The 15,401-nt window shown below is 61.1% G+C and carries 13 protein-coding genes; 6 read left to right on the forward strand and 7 right to left on the reverse strand.

Features of this window, described 5'->3' with window-relative positions; genetic code table 11:
- Window positions 1-58 precede the first annotated feature (58 nt).
- Together ATY02_RS26965 and ATY02_RS26970 are read right to left on the reverse strand one after the other, a co-directional pair.
- Complete coding sequence (locus ATY02_RS26965) at window positions 59-1,210, reverse strand: TDT family transporter (RefSeq protein WP_068587441.1); 1,152 nt, start codon at window positions 1,208-1,210, stop codon at window positions 59-61.
- Window positions 1,211-1,319: 109 nt separating this feature from the next.
- Window positions 1,320-1,631: a cupin gene (locus tag ATY02_RS26970; RefSeq protein WP_068587443.1), complete on the reverse strand. Its 312-nt coding sequence runs from the start codon at window positions 1,629-1,631 to the stop codon at window positions 1,320-1,322.
- A 187-nt stretch (window positions 1,632-1,818) separates the two neighbouring features.
- Here ATY02_RS26970 and ATY02_RS26975 point away from each other — a divergent pair, with 187 nt between their 5' ends.
- Complete coding sequence (locus ATY02_RS26975) at window positions 1,819-2,778, forward strand: GlxA family transcriptional regulator (RefSeq protein WP_068587445.1); 960 nt, start codon at window positions 1,819-1,821, stop codon at window positions 2,776-2,778.
- Between the two features lie 10 nt (window positions 2,779-2,788).
- On the opposite strand, the gene ATY02_RS26980 is transcribed toward ATY02_RS26975, so the two are convergent.
- A complete protein-coding gene (locus ATY02_RS26980; protein WP_068587447.1) occupies window positions 2,789-3,991 on the reverse strand; it encodes an MFS transporter in 1,203 nt (400 codons plus the stop codon).
- Between the two features lie 93 nt (window positions 3,992-4,084).
- Between ATY02_RS26980 and ATY02_RS26985 the strand changes: the two genes are divergently transcribed.
- Window positions 4,085-4,657 (forward strand): TetR/AcrR family transcriptional regulator, encoded by a 573-nt coding sequence (locus ATY02_RS26985; RefSeq protein WP_068587449.1) that lies wholly within the window; start codon window positions 4,085-4,087, stop codon window positions 4,655-4,657.
- A gap of 116 nt (window positions 4,658-4,773) precedes the next feature.
- Window positions 4,774-8,247 (forward strand): PAS domain-containing hybrid sensor histidine kinase/response regulator, encoded by a 3,474-nt coding sequence (locus ATY02_RS26990; protein WP_068587451.1) that lies wholly within the window; start codon window positions 4,774-4,776, stop codon window positions 8,245-8,247.
- A gap of 8 nt (window positions 8,248-8,255) precedes the next feature.
- Here the strand turns inward: ATY02_RS26990 and rmuC are convergent, their stop codons facing one another.
- Complete coding sequence (gene rmuC / locus ATY02_RS26995; RefSeq protein ID WP_176719821.1) at window positions 8,256-9,593, reverse strand: DNA recombination protein RmuC; 1,338 nt, start codon at window positions 9,591-9,593, stop codon at window positions 8,256-8,258.
- Between the two features lie 205 nt (window positions 9,594-9,798).
- Window positions 9,799-10,122: a hypothetical protein gene (locus ATY02_RS27000; RefSeq protein WP_083236069.1), complete on the reverse strand. Its 324-nt coding sequence runs from the start codon at window positions 10,120-10,122 to the stop codon at window positions 9,799-9,801.
- A gap of 865 nt (window positions 10,123-10,987) precedes the next feature.
- On the opposite strand from ATY02_RS27000, the gene ATY02_RS27005 reads away from it, so the two are divergent.
- The 3 genes from ATY02_RS27005 to ATY02_RS27015 all read left to right on the forward strand — a co-directional run bounded on the left by ATY02_RS27005 (window position 10,988) and on the right by ATY02_RS27015 (window position 13,385).
- The gene (locus tag ATY02_RS27005) at window positions 10,988-11,212 is read left to right on the forward strand and encodes a hypothetical protein (RefSeq protein ID WP_068587457.1); all 225 of its coding nucleotides are present in this window, start codon (window positions 10,988-10,990) and stop codon (window positions 11,210-11,212) included.
- Window positions 11,213-11,483: 271 nt separating this feature from the next.
- Entirely contained in the window at window positions 11,484-11,966 is a 483-nt protein-coding gene (locus ATY02_RS27010) for a hypothetical protein (protein WP_068587458.1), read from the forward strand.
- Between the two features lie 144 nt (window positions 11,967-12,110).
- Window positions 12,111-13,385: an OmpP1/FadL family transporter gene (locus tag ATY02_RS27015; protein ID WP_068587460.1), complete on the forward strand. Its 1,275-nt coding sequence runs from the start codon at window positions 12,111-12,113 to the stop codon at window positions 13,383-13,385.
- A gap of 72 nt (window positions 13,386-13,457) precedes the next feature.
- Here ATY02_RS27015 and ATY02_RS27020 read toward each other — a convergent pair whose 3' ends face one another.
- Both ATY02_RS27020 and ATY02_RS27025 read right to left on the reverse strand, forming a co-directional pair.
- Window positions 13,458-14,009, reverse strand: coding sequence for a glutathione peroxidase (locus ATY02_RS27020; RefSeq protein WP_068587462.1), 552 nt, complete (start codon window positions 14,007-14,009; stop codon window positions 13,458-13,460).
- A gap of 174 nt (window positions 14,010-14,183) precedes the next feature.
- On the reverse strand, window positions 14,184-15,386 hold the full coding sequence (locus ATY02_RS27025) for an MFS transporter (protein ID WP_068587464.1): 1,203 nt from the start codon (window positions 15,384-15,386) through the stop codon (window positions 14,184-14,186).
- Window positions 15,387-15,401 lie beyond the last annotated feature (15 nt).

A 15,401-nucleotide genomic window follows, 5' to 3' on the forward strand; every position in this document is an offset into this window, starting at 1 on the left:
ATACTGTTATTGGAATGCCGAACATCGATCCAGGCCACACCTTACCTGTCTTTACCGATTATTTGTGCAAGCCGGCAATGCACGGCGAAACAAACAGCTCTCCTTTATAGGCGCCCTGCACCGTGCGCTTGGCCACGATCAGCCACATCACGGCCAGGGCCGCCACCAACACGCCGCCCATCACACTGAAGAACCCCAGGTGCAGGGTGCTACCCAACTTGAGGGTCGCCAGCGAATACACCCCCAAGGGGAATGTGAACCCCCACCAGCCAAGGTTGAAGGGGATGCCCTCACGCAGATAGCGCCGGGTGATCAGCAAGGCCATCAACATCCACCACAGACCGAAGCCCCAGAGGGTCAAGCCGGCCACCAACCCCAGGCCAGCGGCGATTTCGCCAATGCCCGCAAGGTTATTGGCGGCGAAGATCGCCGGTGCATCGCCACCCAGTACCAGCATGCCCAATGCACCGGTACCGATCGGCCCCAGGGCCAGCCAGCTCGAAGCCGCCATGCTTTCATGGGGCAATTTGTGCAAGGCCATGCGCAGCAGGAGAATCGTCAGGATGCTGAACGCCACAGGCAACGAAAACGCCCACAACACGTAGCTGGTACTGAGCATCACCAACTGGGCATGGGCATCTTGCAAGTGAGGGGCCAGCAGGCCGCCGCTGGCCGCGGCCACTTCGGCAGCGACCACTGGCAACAGCCAGACAGCGGTCATCTGGTCGATGCTGTGTTCCTGGCGGGTAAACATCATGTAGGGAATCAACACACCGCAGGCCAGGGACATGGCCACATCCAGCCACCACAACACCTGCGCCGGCATCAGCACCGCCTCCCCCCAATGAGGCAAGCCAAACAGCAACAGGCCGTTGATGATAGTGGCCAGCCCCATGGGGATGGTGCCGAAGAACATCGAGACGGTGGAATGCCCAAAGATCCGTCGCGCCTCATCGAAGAACATCACCCAGCGCGCGGTGTACAGCGCGGTAAACAGCAGGAACAGAACGATGGTCAGCCACCAGAACCCTTCGGCCACCAAGCGCAGCCCAGGAACTTCGGCAGGCCATTGGGCCAACGCCAGGGCCAGGACGCCAGTCCCCATGGTGGCGGCGAACCAATTGGGCGTGAACTGACGAATAGCTTCGCGCGGATGGGGTAGATGACTCAGGGGCCGGCGGCCGGCTTTGACGCTTTGGGTGCATGGCATGTTAGGGGTCTCCTGTCCTCTGAAGAGGTTGGAGCCCATGGTAGAACCTAATCGAATATCTATATAACGGGTAATTTCTCTATCTGTTATCTATTTTATAGATATACGCTCAAATACTGCCCTCACACTCGATGACCAGCACCCGGGCGACACCCAGGGGATGGGCCACATGCTCGGTCCCCATAGAGGCATGGAAGATATCGCCCACCTCAAGCAACACTGTCTGTTCGAGTCCGGCGTGGCGATAGTGCATTCGCACCCGACCGTTCAACACGACGAACACCTCTTCCCCCTCGTTGATGTGCCATCGATAAGGCTGGTCGGTCCAGTGCAAGCGCGTGCCAATGCCATTCATGCTGGCAATATCCAGGGCCGCCCAGGCGCGCTCGCCGACAAAGTCGGCACTGCGAATGACCTTCATGAGCGCCCCCGCGTGCAGGCGTCGGAACACTGTCCGGGGCAATGCAAAAAGGCAACGGTCCAGGCCACGGCGGGCTCCTTGAGTACGGGAAACGAAGCCCCATCCTGAGCGGCCGAGCCCTGATAAAGAAGTGGCCCGATGGCCATGCTTCGATAGAATCAGGCCAACTTTTCCAAACGCCTACGACATGAACAATCCAATCCGCATCGCGGTGATCGCCTTCGATGGCATCAGCCCATTTCACCTCTCGGTACCGCTGCTGGTGTTCGATGAACAGGACCGGGGACTCGGGCTGCCAGGTTTCCAGGTGCGCGTCTGTGCGTTTGAAAACCCGCCGCTGCGCACTTCGGCCGGTTTCGATATCACCGCCCATCATGATTTGGACGAACTGCACACGGCCGACGTGATTGTCATGCCCTCCTGGCGCGATAGCCTTGAGCGACCACCACAGGTGTTGCTCGACGCCCTGCTCCAGGCCCATCGACGAGGAGCCCGCCTGGTGGGGTTGTGCCTGGGGGCCTTCGTCCTGGCGGAGACCGGACTGCTGGACGGTCACCCGGCAACCACTCACTGGCGCTGGGCGCAGACCTTTGCTGAAAGATTCCCCCAGGTCGCCCTGGATGCCGATGTGCTGTATGCCGAAGCCGGCAACCTGCTGACGTCCGCTGGTACCGTCGCCGGCCTGGACTGCTGCCTCCACCTGCTGGAGCAACTGTGCGGCGCACAAAACACCCACAAGCTGGCCAGGCACTTGGTGATTGCCCCGCATCGCTCCGGTGGCCAGGCCCAGTTCATCGAACGCGCCATGCCCAAGGGCGGCGAGCGGGACCGCATGGGACTGTTACTGCAATGGCTGGAACGGCACTTTACCGAAGATCACTCGCTGGATGCCCTGGCAGAACGGGCTGCCATGAGCCGACGTTCGTTTACCCGGCACTTTCGCCAACTGACGGGCACCACTGTCGGCCAGTGGTTGATCAGGCAACGCCTGAATCATGCCCAGCGCCTGCTGGAAACCAGCCAGCAGAGTATCGAGGCCATCGCCCTGGCTTCGGGTTTTGCCAGCGCCCTGTCGATGCGCCAGCACTTCACCGGTGTCTTGCTGCTTTCTCCTTCGGCCTACCGGGCGCAATTCCGCCGCCCTTGAAGTGCCCGGTTCAAAGCCCCGGTTCACCAGCCACCACCGGACGCTGGCGCATCAGGGCCAGCAGGGCGCCCAGGGACAGGAGAATCAGCACTGCACCATAACCATCGGTGGTAGCCACCAGGCCGAAGTTGCGAGCCAATCCTCCAGCCAGCAATGCCGGCAGGCAGAACGCCAGGTAGCTCAGGACATAGAACGCCGACAACAGCCCGGCCCGCTCGTGGGGCAAGGCCAGGGGCACCACACTGCGCAACGCCCCCAGGAAACCGCCACCGAAACCGCTGCCCAGCACCAGGGTGCCAAAGAAAAACAGCAGCAGGCTAGCACTGTGCACCGCAGCCAGGATCAGCGCCACGCCCAGGGCCAACAATCCGGCCCCCAGGCGCAGGACCCCGTCGGGCCGCCGCTCGCGCAGGGAATAGATCATCACTGCTCCGCTGAGCGTCAGCACAGCGACCAAGCCGCCGCCGATCAGGTTCGAGGTGAAGCCAGTGGCAGCCCGTACCAGGGACGGCGCCAGGGATAGATAGAAACCACCCACTGCCCAGACCGCCACATCCACCGGCAGTGCCAGCCATAGCGCACGCCGTGCCTGCACAGGCACATGCAGGGTCGGACGCAGCGAGGCCCAGGCCCCCGGTTGCGCACTGACGCTTTCCGGCAGGCGCCAGATATACAAGGCCTGGAGCACGAACAAACCGAGCAGCAGCCAATAACTCAATTGCAGCGGCAACGGCGCGAACTCCACCAGCAAACTGGCCCCCATGGCCCCGCAGGCCATGCCCAGTAGCGGTGCGATGCTGTTGACCAGCGGCCCCTGCTCTCGATCGGTATCCAGCAGCGCGGCCCCCAGGGCACTGGTGGCCATGCCGGTCGCGAAGCCTTGGACCATGCGGGCAGCGATCAGCCAGTACACGCTGCTTTCATTGATAAACAGCAGCATGGCCAGGATATTGAGCAACAGGCCGGTAAAAATCACCGGGCGACGTCCCAGGTAATCCGACAACGAACCGACCGTCAGCAACGCTGCCAGCAGGCACATGGCGTAGACGCCGAACACCAGCGTCAGCATCGCCGCAGAAAAATGCAGATTTTGCTGGTACAGGTGGTACAAGGGGGTCGGCACGCTGGAGGCGGCCAGGAAACCGAGCAAAGTCACAGCCAGGAACAGCAGGCTGCAACGGTTGGACACGCGAGTGTCGATAGCACCAGGCATAGGGCACGCCCCACTAAAGCTAATATTTTGCTTTTGCGGAGTGTGCTACTGCCAAGCGCTTAAAGCAAATTCTTTGTGTTAAGGTTCGACCCCATGGCTATTAAAGAAGGTTTACGCCCAGGCGGTCGCAGCGCCCGGGTCCAGGAATCCATCCATCGAGCAGTGCGCGAGCTTCTTGAAGAACAGGAACGCTCAACCCTGACCGTCCCGCTGATCGCCACTCGCGCCGGCGTCACCCCTTCGACCATCTACCGGCGCTGGGGCGACCTGGCGACCTTGCTCGCCGACGTCGCCCTGGCCCACATGCGCCCGGACAGCGAACCGGCCAACACCGGCAACCTGCGCGGCGACCTGCTGGCCTGGGCCGAACAATACCTGGACGAGATGAGCTCCGAGCCCGGGCGCAACATGATGCGTGACGTCCAATGCAGCGCCACCCCGGGTTATTGCGCGACCATCCTCAGTGGCCAGTTGCGGATCATCCTCGACCGTTATCGGAGCAGCTCCGCCCCCTTGCCGGACGTGGACCGACTGCTGAACCTGGTCGTGGCGCCCACGGTGTTTCGCATCCTGTTCGCCGCCGCCCCCCTCAAGGTCGAGGAACTCCACGAACTGGTCAACATCGCCCTGCTACCGGCGCCCGAGCCCCACTCCCGGACAAACTGAAGCGCCCTGCGACATCAGGCCGCGCCGATACCATGGTCGACACTGACGAGGACCCGACATCGTGCCAGACTGTCTGGCCGGGATGATGTGCCCGGTGTTTTCGTTCCGGAGTTCCCATGTCGTTGTCCAGCGGGCTGATTGCCGCCGTCGCCCTGGCCTATATGGCCATCATGTTCGCCATCGCCTTCTATGGCGATCGGCGCAGTGCGCCCCTTCCACCACGCGTACGGGCCTGGGTATATAGCCTTTCACTGGCGGTCTATTGCACCAGCTGGACCTTCTTTGGCGCCGTGGGCCAGGCCACCGAGCAACTCTGGGCCTTCCTGCCGATCTACCTGGGGCCGATCCTGCTGCTGGTCTTCGCACCCTGGGTGCTGCAGAAGATGGTGATGATCAGCAAGCAGGAGAACATCACCTCGATCGCCGACTTCATCGCCGCACGCTATGGCAAATCCCAGTCCCTGGCGGTAGTCGTGGCGCTGATCTGCCTGGTGGGCGTACTGCCCTACATCGCCCTGCAGCTCAAGGGCATCGTGCTCGGGGTCAACCTGCTGATCGGCGCGGGAGCCGACACCATGGGCACGCGCGCCCAGGACACGGCGCTGATCGTGTCGCTGATCCTGGCCCTGTTCACTATCGTCTTCGGCACCCGCAACCTGGACGCCACCGAACACCACCGGGGCATGGTGCTGGCGATTGCCTTCGAGTCCCTGGTCAAACTGTTCGCCTTCCTCGCCGTTGGGGTCTTCGTGACCTTCGGCCTGTACGACGGCTTCGACGACCTGTTCAACCAGGCCATGCTGGCGCCGCGCCTGGAGCAGTACTGGGAAGAAACCATCAACTGGCCATCGATGGTGGTGCAGACCGGGGTGGCGATGATGGCGATCATCTGCCTGCCCCGCCAGTTCCACGTCACCGTGGTGGAAAACATCGAACCCCAGGACCTGCGCCTGGCCAAGTGGGTGTTCCCGGCCTATCTGGCCCTGGCTGCGCTGTTCGTGGTGCCCATCGCCCTGGCCGGGCAGATGCTCCTGCCCAGCAGCGTGCTGCCGGACTCCTTCGTCATCAGCCTGCCCCTGGCCCAGGCCCACCCAGCGCTGGCCCTGCTGGCCTTCATCGGTGGTGCATCAGCCGCCACCGGTATGGTGATCGTCGCCAGCGTGGCACTCTCGACCATGGTCTCCAATGACATGCTGCTGCCCTGGCTGCTGCGGCACAAGAACGCCGAACGCCCTTTCGAGGTGTTCCGCCACTGGATGCTCTCGGTGCGCCGGGTGAGCATCGTCGCCATCCTGCTGCTGGCTTATGTCAGCTATCGCTTGCTGGGCTCCACCGCCAGCCTGGCCACCATCGGCCAGATCGCCTTCGCCGCGGTGACCCAGCTGGCGCCGGCCATGGTCGGCGCGCTGTACTGGAAACAGGCCAACCGGCGCGGTGTGTTCGCCGGCCTCGCCGCGGGTACCTTCATCTGGTTCTACACCCTGGTACTGCCCATCGCCGCCCATAGCCTGGGCTGGTCCCTGAGCAGCTTCCCGGGGTTGGCCTGGCTGCACGGCAACCCACTGAACCTGCCGATCACGCCGTTGACCCAGGGCGTGGTGCTGTCCCTGGCAGGCAACTTCACCCTGTTCGCCTGGGTTTCGGTACTGTCGCGCACCCGGGTTTCGGAGCATTGGCAGGCCGGGCGCTTCATCGGCCAGGAAATCAGCAGCCGCCTGAGCTCTCGCTCGATGCTGGCCGTCCAGATCGACGACCTGCTGAAACTGGCCGCGCGTTTTGTCGGTGAGGAGCGCGCCCGCCAGAGCTTCATTCGCTTCGCCTACCGCCAAGGCAAGGGCTTCAACCCCAACCAGAATGCCGACGGTGAGTGGATCGCCCATACCGAGCGCCTGCTGGCTGGTGTATTGGGCGCTTCTTCGACCCGGGCAGTGGTCAAGGCCGCCATCGAGGGGCGGGACATGCAGCTCGAGGACGTGGTGCGTATCGCCGACGAAGCCTCCGAGGTCCTGCAGTTCAACCGCGCCCTGCTGCAAGGGGCGATCGAGAACATCACCCAGGGCATCAGCGTGGTGGACCAGTCCCTGAAGCTGGTGGCCTGGAATCGTCGCTACCTCGAACTGTTCAATTATCCCGAAGGCCTGATCAGCGTCGGCCGGCCGATCGCCGACATCATTCGCCACAATGCCGAGCGAGGCCTGTGCGGGCCCGGCGAAGCGGAGGTCCATGTGGCCCGACGCCTGCACTGGATGCGTCAGGGACGGGCCCACACGTCCGAGCGACTGTTCCCCAACGGCCGGGTGATCGAACTGATCGGCAACCCGATGCCCGGCGGCGGCTTCGTCATGAGCTTCACCGACATCACCCCGTTTCGCGAAGCCGAGCAGGCCCTGACCGAAGCCAACGAAGGCCTGGAGCAAAGGGTGGCGGAGCGTACCCATGAGCTGTCGCAACTCAATGCCGCGCTGATCGAGGCCAAGGGCACCGCAGAGATGGCCAACCAGTCCAAGACACGATTCCTGGCTGCCGTCAGCCATGACCTGATGCAACCATTGAACGCCGCGCGGCTGTTTTCCGCAGCGCTTTCACATCAGGAAGACGGCTTGTCCGCCGAGGCCCAGCAACTGGTCCAGCACCTGGACAGCTCGCTGCGCTCGGCCGAGGACCTGATCAGCGACCTGCTGGATATCTCGCGCCTGGAAAACGGCAAGATCACCCCGGATCGCAAGCCTTTTGTCCTCAATGAGCTGTTCGACACCCTGGGCGCAGAATTCAAGGCACTGGCCCAGGAACAAGGGCTGCAATTCCGCCTGCGCGGCAGCCACCTGCGTATCGACAGCGACAGCAAGCTGCTGCGCCGGGTCCTGCAGAACTTCCTGACCAATGCCTTCCGCTACGCCAAGGGCCCCGTGCTCCTGGGGGCCCGTCGTCGGGGCGACTCGCTGAGCCTTGAGGTATGGGATCGGGGTCCGGGAATTCCCCTGGACAAGCAGCAGGTGATCTTCGAGGAATTCAAGCGCCTGGACAGCCACCAGACCCGCGCCGAAAAAGGCCTGGGCTTGGGCCTGGCCATCGCCGATGGCTTGTGCCGGGTACTTGGCCACCCCCTGCAAGTCCGCTCATGGCCTGGCAAGGGCAGCGTATTCAGCGTCAGCGTGCCCCTGGCCCGCAGCAACGCGATCGCCCCCGGAAAGGCCACGGAGCTCAACGGACAGTCGCTCAATGGAGGACAAGTACTCTGCGTGGATAATGAAGACAGCATCCTGATCGGCATGAACAGCCTGCTCAGCCGCTGGGGATGCCAGGTCTGGACGGCACGCAATCGCGACGAATGCGCCGCGCTACTCAAGGAAGGCATCAGGCCGCAACTGGCCCTGGTGGATTACCACCTGGACAACGGCGAGACCGGCACCGATGTCATGGCGTGGCTGCGTACCCAGTTGGGTGAGCCGGTGCCCGGGGTGGTGATCAGCGCCGACGGGCGCCCGGAGATGGTCGCCCAAGTACACGCCGCCGGCTTGGACTACCTGGCCAAACCGGTGAAACCAGCCGCATTGCGCGCCTTGCTCAGCCGGCATCTACCCCTGGGGTGAGGAGCGAGCTACTCCGGCAGCTCCAGCTCCTGCCCATCGACATCGGTCATCGCCCGCTCCAGCAAGTCCGCCGGCAGGCTCTTGCTGGCACGGGCGCCTAGCAGCTTGAGCTGCTCGCTACGACTGATCAGGTTGCCGCGCCCCTCGGTCAGTTTGTTACGCGCGGCGGCATAAGCCTTGTCCAACTGCTGCAGGCGATTGCCGACTTCATCCAGGTCCTGGATAAACAGTACGAACTTGTCATACAGCCAACCTGCTCGCTCGGCGATCTCCCGGGCATTCTGGCTCTGGCGCTCCTGCTTCCACAGGCTGTCAATCACCCGCAGGGTAGCGAGCAAGGTCGTCGGACTGACGATCACGATATGCCGGTCGAAGGCTTCCTGGAAAAGGTTCGGCTCGGCTTGCAAGGCCGCGGAGAATGCCGCTTCGATCGGTACGAACAGCAGGACGAAATCAAGGCTGTGCAAACCCTCTAGACGCTTGTAATCCTTGCCGGCCAAGCCTTTGACATGATTGCGCAGGGACAGCACATGCTGCTTCAAGGCAGCCTGGGCAACCTGCGGATCATCGCTACCGACAAACTGCTGGTAGGCGGTGAGGCTAACCTTGGAGTCCACTACCACCTGCTTGTCGCCCGGCAACAGGATCAGTACATCGGGTTGGAAACGCTCGCCATCCGGGCCTTTCAGGCTGACCTGGGTCTGGTATTCACGGCCCTTCTCCAGACCTGCGTGCTCCAGCACCCGCTCGAGAATCAGCTCGCCCCAGTTACCCTGGGTTTTCTGCCCCTTGAGGGCACGAGTCAGGTTGGTGGCCTCATCGCTCAGGCGCAGGTTCAACTGCTGCAGGCGCTCCAGCTCCTTGGCCAGGGAAAAGCGTTCCCGGGCCTCGGCCTGGTAACTCTCCTCCACGCGCTTTTCAAAGGACTGGATACGCTCCTTGAGCGGATCCAGCAATTGCCCAAGTCGCTGTTGGCTGGTCTCGGCAAAACGCTGCTCGCGCTCATCGAAGATCTTGCCCGCCAATTCGGCGAATTGCGCCCGTAGTTCATCCCGGGAGCCTTGCAGGTCCATGAGCCGCTGCTGGTGGCTTTCCTGTTGCTCACGCAACTCGGCACTCAATGACGCGGCCTGAGCATCCAGGCGCCGCAACTCACTCTCCTTGGCCGCACGCTCCAGGCTCCAGGCATGGGCTGCGTCCCGGGCGTTGTCACGCTCGATCTGCAACAACTCGACTTCCCGCCCCAGGGCGGCCATCTCTGCCTGCTTGAGGCCATTGGCCTGGCTCAGGTCGCTGACTTCATCACGGCTGGCGTCCAGTTGCGCCAGCAGCCCTTCCTGGGCCATCTGGGCCGTCGCCAGCCGCTCCTCCAGGAGCGCCAGCTCAGCCTGGCTGGAACTGGCGCGACGCTGCAGTTGCCAGGCCAATGCCAGCAGCGGCAACGCGGCGCCCGCCAGGCCTAGCAGCATGCTGGTCAAGTCCATAGCCATAGCGACTCCTGCCATCAAGATAAGGAATGAAGGTTAACCAAGCAGTCAGGGGTTGGACAGATCAGTCTTCGATCCGAACCAGCTCTTGTTGAGCACGACGGTCACCAGCGCGAGCCGCCTGGCGCAACAGGTCGTGGCCGATACGCCGATCTCGCGCATTGCCACATTCGCTACACATCAATCGACCCAAACGGCTCTGGGCCACCACCACCCCTTCCCGGGCCGGCTGCTTGAGCAAACGTCCGGCGAAGTGCTTGACGCTCGAGCTATGCCCAAGGCGAGGACTATCCAACAACCACAGGGCGACACGTAGGGAGAAACGCTTGGGTTCGGTAACACTTGCAGGGGTAGCGGTAACAGAAGGTGATACTGAGCGAAACTTCATAAAGCACTGTGGGGCAGATCGAAAGGCGCGCCACTCTACTCCTTTTTTCGCCAGGGTAAAGTCAAAAAGAGCCAGCACGCCCGTCCTAGAGCAAGTGCTTGGGACAATCCACAGAAGCTGTGGATAACTCAGTGGACAACCCCTCCACAACCCTCGCGAAGCCCCATGAGACGGGCCTTCCAGTCAAACTGACGATTTTTTCACCAGTAAAAAAAAGCGATGTTTATCATTGACTTAAATTCTCGAGACAGGCTATAGGCCATGCTTCGAAGAAGGTGACAACAGGGTGACACGCTGCGCAACAAGTGTGCACAACCGCACCGAAATTAGCGTCGGTAACGCACCGTTTTCGTACACGCCAGAGCCAGTAGGGTTACACTTTCGCGCTAGACCTTGGGGGAATTTTCCTAATGCGCTTGCATTGTTTCCCTCAACTCAATAGAATGGCCGCCGTTAGTACCAAGCTGAAAGTCAATTCTGGTCGAACAAGTCCCCCGGTAGCCCTCCAAAACGAGCAGCAACCGAACCTCAAGGACCGACCATCTCGCTGGTTTCCAGGCAGATTCGCACCTAACCAGGCCCAGGAATAAAACCCAAGGCCAAGCGCGAAACACCTGCTCTGACCGAACCAACCTGCAAATTGATCAGGATCTCCACCCTGGGCCCAGAACCTTAGCCCTTGTTGTGCTGCCTGACCTCCTAAGTACCTACCTGCCAGCCTTAGCGCAACTGTAATCAAAGCGCTGCAAACTGGCTGCTTTGTTCCAGACAGGTTCTTCGCTCGACCCTTGGCGGTCGGCGTTACTGGAACGTTTTAACGTTGCACGGTTCTATAACCGTGTCATTTGTAGGAACACCTAATAATATGTCTATTCAAATCCAGACTCAGGATGCCATTCGCACCCTAACCCACGCTTTTGCACCATTGAACTGCCTGATCATGGCAACCCGCAAAGGCGGCTTTAGTTTTACCCTGGTCAACGAACACGGCATCGCTCGCCACAGCGAACGCCTGTACCCCGACCAGTACTCCAGCGCCGAGCCACTGCAAGCAGTGATCGAACGCACCCGCCAGGCCCTGGTCGCCTGATCCGGCAGTACGCCGAAACCCAAAAGCCCCGCCCTGCTGCGGGGTTTTTTATTGCCTGTGATTTATCGGTCGGCTGCAGCGATCAAAGTACTAATCGGCATAAGGCATATAACAAGAGAACGGAAATATTTTAAAAACAGTCCTTTACAGCACAGATATGACACTACACTTCAACTCAAGCGGCCCGATCCGCTTCCGGCAAACCTGATCCCCTTCATTCGCTGCCAAGCACCTTCAGGTTTCGCCGGCCAATTCAATTCTCGAGGGCCTTATGGGTATCGCCGCCAGCGAGTTGTGCCGCTATGTCATTCGCCCAACACTGATGTACCTGGGTAGCCATAGCAAGACCGCTGAAGCCCTGTTATTGGGCATCGCCGCCAGCCAGTCCGCGCTGGGCTCGGCCCTGCACGATCGTCGCGGCCATGGCCTGTATCGCATCACCGAACCCCGCCACCGCGCCCTCTGGGACCACTACCTGGCACTGGACCCGGAACGCGCCAGCCTGGTTCGCGGGCTGGCCAGCCAGCATGCATTTCTCAGTGGCCCTCACCTGGAACTGACCGTGAACCTGCGCTATGCCACGGCCATTGCCTGGCTGCTGGTGGAAGAACAACACACCCCGCTTCCCGCTGCCGACGACCTGCTCGGCATGGCCCGTATCTGGAGAAAGACTTTTCAACCACAAGGACGCCTCAGAGATTTCGCCTACGCCTGGCAAACCTGCATTTCGCCACTGAATCAGGTCGCCTGCTGACAACCACTTTTACAAGATCAGAGAAAAAGCCTGATTTTGGTCGGATTGTCCTACAAAACCGCTCTAAATCAACTATTGCAGCCTATAGCGCCGAGACAGAAATATTGGTAGTTTTCGCCTCGGTGATCATCAGGAGTTCTAATAATGAAAAAAGTAATGCTCAAATCCACCATTGGCCTCGCCGTTGCGGTGGCATCCAGCCAGATCTTCGCAAGCGGCTTCGCCCTTAACGAACAAAGCATCAGCGGCATGGGTACCGGCTTCGCTGGCCGCTCTTCCGCTGCCGAAGATGCAAGCACCCTCTATGGCAACCCTGCCGGCATGTCCCTGCTCAAGCGCGACCAAGTAACCGTGGGCGTAGCGGCAATCGATGCCAAGACCAATATCAAGAACGAGAAAGGTGGCGCTCCTGGCGGCTCCAACGATGGCGACATGGTGCCATTTACCAGCGTCCCAATGGGCTTCATCGTCAAGCAACTGGGTGATGGCTGGGCCTTTGGTCTGGGTGCCTATGCACCTTTCGGCCTGATTACCAACTATGAAAGTAACTCTGCCGGTCGTTATTACGGCAAGAAGAGCGAAGTTAAGGTCGTGACCCTGCAACCGACCATCAGCTACGCCTTCAACGACATGGTATCCATCGGTTTCGGCCCAACGATCAACCGTATCAGTGGCCAGCTGACCTCGGCAGTGCCATTTGCTCCGACCCTCGGAAAAAACGACGGTAGGGTGAACGTCAAGGGTGATGACACCGCCATTGGTTACAACGTCGGTATCATTGTCCAGCCGACCGAAAGCACCCGCCTCGGCCTGACTTACCACTCCAAGGTCAAGTACGAGCTCGACGGCCATACCAATATCTCCGGCATAGGCTTCGGTGCATACAACGGCAACCGCTACAAGGCCTCCCTGGATATCACTACTCCAGAAATCGTCGACTTCTCGATCACCCAGAAGCTGGACGACCAATGGACCGTCTACGCAGGTAGCACCTGGACCCGCTGGAGCCGCCTGAAAGACATCACCGTCAATAACGAAGGCGTTCCAGCGCGACTGGGTGGCACCGCCGGCCCTATCGGCACCAGTGTCGAGCCACAGAACTGGCATGACACCTGGGCCTCGGCCATCGGTGTCTCCTACAAGCTGAACAAAGAGTGGGTACTGCGCAGCGGCCTGTCGGTCGACCAGGCACCAACCAACAACACCGATCGCTCCGTACGCATCCCGACAGGCGATCGTAAGGCCATCAGCTTCGGTGCCGGGTACAGCCCAACCGACGACCTGACCTTCGACGTGGCCGTGTCCTACCTGAAAGAAGAAGACGTCAATGTCAACCGTACTGGCAAAGGCCCTGCTTATAGCGCAACCTACCAGAACAGTGCCTGGGGCTATGGCCTGGGTGCCACCTACAAGTTCTAAACCGTTGTAGGCGCTTCCTGGTTTGACAAAAACCCCGCAAATGCGGGGTTTTTTCATGATCAGGCAGGACCGTCAGGACCCCGACGCCAGCGCCTTCTCCACGGCTTCGATGAACTCCGGGTTATCCGGCTTGGTCAGGCTGGAGAAATTGGCAATCACCTTGCCCTGGCGGTCCACCACGTACTTGTAGAAGTTCCACTTCGGCGTACTACTCTGCTCGGCCAGCGCCTTGAACAGGTGCACCGCATCTGCGCCTCTGACCTTCTGCGGCTCGGTCATGGTGAACGTCACACCATAGTTGACATAGCAGACCTTGGCGGTCTGCGCCCCATCCTTGGCTTCTTGCTTGAAGTCATTGGACGGTACTCCCAGCACTTCCAGCCCTTGGTCCTTGTATCGCCGGTACAAGGCCTCAAGGCCCTTGAACTGCGGGGCGAAGCCGCAAAAACTTGCCGTGTTGACCACCACCAGCGGCTTGCCGGCAAAGCGCTGGCACAGATCGATGGACTCCTTGGCGTGCAGCTTGGGCAACGAGCCCTGCAGCAGTGCAGGGCAATCAGCGGCCCAGGTCGAACCGACGAGAGTCACGAGCAAAGCTGGAACAGCAAACCAGCGCATGGCCATATCCGGTGTCCTTGAGTAAGCGCAAGACACTGAAGTTACTCGCCCCTGCACACGCCTAGCAAGCGCCCATGCCCAACTGCATCAACGCCAACCCACCGCGGTGCCAACCCCACCAGGCCAGCAACAGCAGGACGGTCCCCACTCCCAGACCGATGCCCCAAGCGAGCCAGGGCCTCATGCGGCGCTGGCCTGCAAGCGCGCCACGGGACGCTCACGCACCGGCCAATTGAGGGCAGCAGCCAACAGGCTGAGCAAGACCGCCACCTGCCAGATCAGGTCGTAGCTGCCTGTGCGGTCATACACCACGCCTCCCAGCCAGCCCCCCAGGAAAGAACCCAATTGGTGGAACAGGAACACGATACCGCCAAGCATCGACAGGTTCCTGACCCCAAACAAGGTGGCCACCGTCCCGTTGGTCAAGGGCACGGTCGATAGCCAGAGAAACCCCATGGCCATGCCGAACAGGTAGGCACTGGTCTGGGTCACCGGCAGCCACAGGAACAACACGATCACCACCGCCCGCAGCAGATAGAGGGCCGTGAGCAGACGCGGCTTGGAAATCCGCCCCCCGAGCCAACCTGCGGTATAGGTCCCGAAGATGTTGAACAGGCCGATCAAGGCCAGCACCGTGGTACCTACCGTCGCTGGCAGGTGCTGGTCCACCAGGTAGGCCGGAAGATGCACACCGATAAACACCACCTGGAAGCCGCAGACGAAAAAGCCGAACGCCAGCAACCAGAACCCGGAATGAGAGCACGCCTCGCGCAGGGCTTCTGCCAAGGTTTGCTCGTGCCCTAGCACCGGTAGCGGTTTGTCCTTGAGCATGCTCACCAAGGGCACGATCAACGCAACCAGCAAGCCCAGCACCAACAATGCACTGGACCAGCCCAGCCAGCCGATCAGGCCGAGGGTTCCGGGCAACATGGCGAACTGTCCGAAAGAGCCTGCGGCACTGGCGAGCCCCATGCCCATGCTGCGCTTCTCTGGCGGCAACGCCCGACCAACCACACCAAGAATCACCGAGAACGACGTACCGGACAGGCCGATGCCGATCAACAACCCGGCACTCAGGGACAGCGACAGGGGGGAATCCGCCAACCCCATGAACAGCAACCCGACGGCATACAGCACACCACCGATGAGCACCACCTTCGCCGCCCCGAAACGGTCGGCCAGCGCCCCGGTGAAAGGCTGGGCCAGGCCCCAGATCAGGTTCTGCAAGGCGATGGCAAACGCGAAGACTTCACGCCCCCAGCCGAATTGCGCACTCATGGGTGGCAGGAACAGGCCGAAGCCATGCCTGATACCCAGCGATAAAGCCAGAATCAGTGCACTGCCAAGAAGTACCCAACTGCTGGTACGCCACGTCGATGACATTTTTATTCTCCGTTA

This window comes from Pseudomonas sp. BIOMIG1BAC (genome assembly GCF_001705995.2).
Lineage (GTDB): Bacteria > Pseudomonadota > Gammaproteobacteria > Pseudomonadales > Pseudomonadaceae > Aquipseudomonas > Aquipseudomonas sessilinigenes.